This is a genomic window from Limnospira sp., assembly GCF_051859755.1.
Taxonomy (GTDB): Bacteria; Cyanobacteriota; Cyanobacteriia; order Cyanobacteriales; family Microcoleaceae; genus Limnospira; species Limnospira fusiformis.
Map to the genome: position 1 here is coordinate 1 of NZ_JBIMLI010000395.1, position 668 is coordinate 668.

At 41.6% G+C, this 668-nt stretch carries 3 pseudogenes; all 3 read right to left on the bottom strand.

The annotated features are described in order from the left end of the window. A pseudogene (locus ACTIE0_RS24845) lies at positions 1–493 on the bottom strand (RNA-guided endonuclease InsQ/TnpB family protein); the annotation flags it as partial. A 36-nt stretch (positions 494–529) separates the two neighbouring features. Then, positions 530–580, bottom strand: a pseudogene (locus ACTIE0_RS24850) (helix-turn-helix domain-containing protein); the annotation flags it as partial. Next, a pseudogene (locus ACTIE0_RS24855) lies at positions 558–668 on the bottom strand (IS607 family transposase); the annotation flags it as partial. The pseudogenes ACTIE0_RS24855 and ACTIE0_RS24850, both read right to left, overlap by 23 nt.

The following is a 668-nucleotide window of genomic DNA, read 5'->3' on the forward strand; positions in this document are numbered from 1 at the left end:
TCTAAGTGTTGACATAATCTCACGATTCGTCCCATGTCACCATTGCCAATTTCAATGACTTTATCGCCGTCATATCCAGTCAAAAAGGTCCTGACACCCGGATCTAAGGCAATTATTTTTTTGAAGATGTATGACTTTTAATTACAGGTTCTGGAAAAACAGCGAACCATTTACCACGCCGATAAGTCAATTGAGTACCATAATCACATGGCTCTGGTATAGGTTCACTTGCCTTAAACTTCAGTGTTTTTGTGAATTTACTGTACCATGTTCCTTTGGTGAAATTGGAATTATTAAATTTGATGGTTTGGCGGGGGTCACGGATACTTCGGAATTGGGCATCACCACTCGCACTTATGGCTTGATGTGCGTCAAAGATAGCATTTTGTCTGATCTGGCAAGGCGTTTCTTTCACCCATTGAGGTAAATCGGATTGCATGACCAGATTTCGCAATTTCAGCTTACCAATCCGAGTTGTTGATTGACGCTGCATGGCGATGGCTTGGTTAAAACAATAACAACAAGCAGCCAGCCATTTTTTCCAAGTTTTTGCCAGTTCAGGACTGGGATAAATCCGGATCTTTTTTGATGGCAGATTTATACTTTCTGAGTCCGTCAAGTCGGCAACTGAAGATGTGAACAATGGCAAGGATGTCCTCAACCAATTC